7 protein-coding genes are annotated in these 4,109 nt (G+C 26.4%); 1 reads left to right on the forward strand and 6 read right to left on the reverse strand.

Features of this window, described 5'->3' with window-relative positions; all coding sequences use genetic code 4:
- Positions 1–85: 85 nt before the first annotated feature.
- Genes EHV01_RS03675 through EHV01_RS03700 form a run of 6 tightly spaced genes read right to left on the reverse strand, consistent with a single transcriptional unit; the run spans position 86 to position 3,617 of the window.
- Entirely contained in the window at positions 86–766 is a 681-nt protein-coding gene (locus EHV01_RS03675; RefSeq protein WP_422066249.1) for a lipoprotein, read from the reverse strand.
- Positions 767–808: 42 nt separating this feature from the next.
- On the reverse strand, positions 809–1,378 hold the full coding sequence (locus EHV01_RS03680; RefSeq protein ID WP_422066250.1) for a hypothetical protein: 570 nt from the start codon (positions 1,376–1,378) through the stop codon (positions 809–811).
- Between the two features lie 12 nt (positions 1,379–1,390).
- Positions 1,391–2,110: an RsmE family RNA methyltransferase gene (locus tag EHV01_RS03685; protein WP_353486825.1), complete on the reverse strand. Its 720-nt coding sequence runs from the start codon at positions 2,108–2,110 to the stop codon at positions 1,391–1,393.
- Positions 2,110–2,685, reverse strand: a complete 576-nt coding sequence (coaE, locus tag EHV01_RS03690) for a dephospho-CoA kinase (protein ID WP_422066251.1) — start codon at positions 2,683–2,685, stop codon at positions 2,110–2,112. The genes EHV01_RS03685 and coaE overlap by 1 nt, the downstream gene beginning before the upstream one ends.
- A 37-nt stretch (positions 2,686–2,722) precedes the next feature.
- The gene (locus EHV01_RS03695; RefSeq protein ID WP_422066252.1) at positions 2,723–3,409 is read right to left on the reverse strand and encodes a GDSL-type esterase/lipase family protein; all 687 of its coding nucleotides are present in this window, start codon (positions 3,407–3,409) and stop codon (positions 2,723–2,725) included.
- A gap of 49 nt (positions 3,410–3,458) precedes the next feature.
- Positions 3,459–3,617: a hypothetical protein gene (locus tag EHV01_RS03700; protein WP_422066253.1), complete on the reverse strand. Its 159-nt coding sequence runs from the start codon at positions 3,615–3,617 to the stop codon at positions 3,459–3,461.
- Positions 3,618–3,964: 347 nt separating this feature from the next.
- Between EHV01_RS03700 and EHV01_RS03705 the strand changes: the two genes are divergently transcribed.
- Positions 3,965–4,108, forward strand: a complete 144-nt coding sequence (locus tag EHV01_RS03705) for a hypothetical protein (protein WP_422066254.1) — start codon at positions 3,965–3,967, stop codon at positions 4,106–4,108.
- The last annotated feature ends 1 nt before the right edge of the window (position 4,109 follow it).

Raw genomic sequence — 4,109 nt, forward strand, 5'->3', positions numbered from 1 at the left:
AAWTAAAAAAATAGAAAAATATATTGACAATAAAATTAAAAGTAATACAATGTAAATAAGTAAGTGGTATATTATTCCACAATTTCTAAGATATTAATTTAAGACCCTTAAATAATTTATACGACCAAATAATTTCACTTGTTTGGAAAAAGTTACTTTGACCGCTTTTAACTGAAACTATATAACGTTTTTGGTCTTCATGATATGTTCCTTGTAAGCCAAGACCATCCAAATTACTTTGGTTAAAGGCTGGGCCACCTAATGTCTTAGTAGCAACAGCATCTAATTCACTTGGATCTTTAACTTCTAATGTTGGTGATGCTAATGATAATCAATTTTTTAAATCTGGACGAAGATCAACATAAGATTTTGTTTCTAAATTTCCTCACATTACTGAACCTTTTACTGATTTTGCATCTGGTTTTGCTTCCATTTTGACATAAACTTGATTAAAAGTAAATTTATCACTTAAAAAATTAACCGTAATATTAACTTCATCTCAAGGCAAATATACTTGAGATAAATTTTGAATTCCTTTTGTAATTGCTGAAGTTAAATTAATTTCATCATTAACAATTGCATTATCTTTTTTTAAACTAAATTTTTTGGCAATAATTTTATCATAAGAAAATGAATTCAAGTCTAATTTGTCCCCAACAATATTATTATTGTTGCCACCATTTCTTGGAGGCATACATGCAACAACATTTGATCCAATAGTAGTCCCAATCATTATTGCTCCTAATAAACTTAATATTTTTTTCATTTTTTCATCCTCCGTTATTAATTTCTCTTTTTTAATTATAAACTAATTATTATTTTTATCATCATCAAAGAAAGGATTTTTGCTCTTTTTTGCTTGCTGCTCATTTGTTAAAACAGTATTATTTTTTTCCTGTTCTTTTGCTCATTGTTCTGAATCTTGTCAATTTTTTTTAACAATAAAAATTCGTTCTTCAACACGAACAATTGATTCCAAGATTGAACAAGCAATTGTACCAACAAAGACTGTTGGAAATCATACATATCAAAAAATACAAATTTGGGCTGGATTTAAAACTTTTGTATTAGCTAAAATTAAAAAAAATAAACTAATCACAAAAATCAAATATTGACCAATATAAAAAATTTGCATAAAAATAATATGTTTACGTAATAATTGAAATGGTGTCTTTTTTAACTCATGAATACGAACTAAATGATAAATAATAAAAATAATAATAGCAAAACTAATTAAAACATAGCCAATTTTGTAGCCAGTTACTGCTGCAATATCTCATTTTTGTAATCCTAAAATTAGAAAAATTAGTACTAAAGCTGTATATAATATTATATTTGCAACACTAACTAGTGCTTTAATCGATACTACTTTTGTCATCTTTGCCCTCTCCTATAATTCTTTTTCATACATAATCATTGCTAAAAGTGCAACTGGTGCTGTTTCAGCTCGTAAAATTCGTTGCCCTAATGAAACGGGGTAATATTGATATGAAGATAAAACCGCAATTTCATGTGGAGTAAATCCACCTTCAGGGCCAATTACAACTGTAATTGTTTTAAAATCTTGTTGTAAAAACTGTTTTATTGATAATGTTTCTGCAACGTTTTCATAGCAAACAAGATTAACATCACTTTGATATTGTTGTAACACTTTTAAATCACTTTCAACATCATGTACGAACGGTACTTGATTACGGTAAGATTGTTCTGCTGCTTCCTTACAAATTTTTGTTCAACGTTCAATCTTTTTAAAATTATTTTCACCTTTTAATTGTACCACACAACGACTAAACTGAAAGGGAATGATTTCATTAACTCCTAATTCTGTTGCTTTTTGTAATAAATAATCTCATTTTGCATTCCGAATTAGACCTGCAATTAATCGTACTTTAATTGGACTTTCATGATTTTGCTGTAATTTTTTAATTAATTTAAATAAATACTTTTGTGGTGCTTGTACTTCTAATATCGTTAAATAATGTTCACCATTATAAATGCAAATAATTTGTGTTTGGTCTCTTAAACGCAAAACTTGTTTAATTTGTTTAACATCATCTTCAGCTAAAATAAAGTAATTATTTTCTAATTGATTGGCAACAAAACGGTGCATTATTGTTCATCTCCTAATATGTCTTCCATTATCTTATCTAATTCTTGGTACAGTTCTGGCAGTGATTTGTTAGTGGTTACTTTATAATCGGGTTTTATCTGTTTAAAAAAAGTTGCTTGAATTTTTAATAACTGTTCTATTTGTTCTGATGATTGTTGATCACGAGCATTAATTCGCGTAATAATGTTCTTTTTACTAGCAGTAATAAATATTTTTGCTGTAAAAGAAAGTGCTAATGTGCTTAAACCAATTGCTTCAATTAAAAATTTTTGGTTTGGATTATTATTAATAATTGTAATAATTTGTTGATTAACTTTTGGTCATAAATAATTATTCAACTTATTGTTAGCAAGAGGATTAGTAAAAATAATTGTTCATAAACGCTCACGATTAAGAACACCATTAATAACTATTCCCGGAAAAGTTTGCTCTAAAAAAAACAAAACGGTTGGCTCTTGCATAATTTCTTTTGCAATTTTATCCGCATTTAAATAAGTGAAATGATATTTATTTTGTAAGTATTCACAGGCACTTGTTTTTCCTGCTCCAATATAACCATAAACACCAATAATCATTTATGTTTAATTCCTTTCTAATTGCTTGTTACTAAAATTAATTTAAATTTAATAAATTTTCTGCAACAATAACATCAAAAATGGTTTGGGCGACAGGCATTGTTTCCATTGGTGTATAATGAATACCATCATATTCATTTTGATCTTCGGGATGTGGATTTGCTGATAATTGTAAATTAACAACAGGAATATTTAATTTTGCACAATATTTTTGATAAGCTTCTGGTAAGGATGTCAACAATTCACCATCATGCAATGTTAATACTTTTGGTGGGCAAACTACTAAAACATGATAATTCACTTCTTCTTTATTATCTTTATGCAATACTTTCATTTTATTAATCAATTCCCCTAATGAATCAACAATTTTTGTTTCAATTGGATAATCTGGGATTTCTTTTAATTTTGCATAAGCATGATAACCAAAATAATCATTTGTTCCTAAAAAAATCATGAATAAATCAATTGGATGTGTTTTTTGATATAAAACTGATAAATTGTCAATTCCATTATCTTGGGGAAAACCAAAATCAATTAATGGCTTAATAATTGTTCGTCCTGGTTGGGCATCAGTTTGAATTTCAATTTCTCCTGTTTGATAATATTTTGTTAATAAATTTTCTAATTTTACTGGTCAATTATCAGCATCTGCCATTTTGCCAGTTCCCATCGGTAAATAACCAAAAGTTAGTGAATCTCCTAAAATTGCAATTTTCTTTTTCATCCAAACCTTTCTCTCTGTTATACCATTATTTTATCTTACTTCATTATAATTAAGATTTAATTTTTAAAACTTTCTGAAAAAATAAAATAATCCATGCTAAACCAAATAAACCACGTAATGCATTAGGCAATGTTTGATAAACTCGTAAGTATTGCGATAAAGAATAAAATAAAAATGCAAGAAGTCTAATAATCTTAATTATCAACAAACAAATAATTTACAAAATTTAATTAGAAACAAAAGAGGCGTTGATGATGGCAATGAACTTGTTGGTTCAAGTAAAACTGGTAAATTTTATGTTTCTTTTGAACCAAATTTTTGAGAAGAAATTATAATTATAAAATATGAATCTGGTAATAACTTATCACTTTTTCAAAAAAAATTAAGGAAAAAATTTATAATGATAAAGATCAATTTGATATATGAAAATGATTTACAAGAGAATATGATGTTAATAATTTTTCAAAAATAATTTTTAATAATTGAGATTATGTAAATTTTTATTGAAGAAATAGCACAAAAAGAGAAAGAATTAGAATTGTAACTAAGAACAATATGATTGCTAGTGTTGTCATAAGAACAGGTGATAGCAAATATTATCGAAATGATTATTTAAATAATCAAATAATAAATGAAGTTCTTATAAATAGGGATTTAGGAAAATTATTTATTATTAATCAACAAACCATTTTAAATTAAA

Source organism: Spiroplasma sp. hy2, from assembly GCF_044714365.1.
GTDB lineage: Bacteria > Bacillota_I > Bacilli_A > Mycoplasmatales > Mycoplasmataceae > Spiroplasma > Spiroplasma phoeniceum.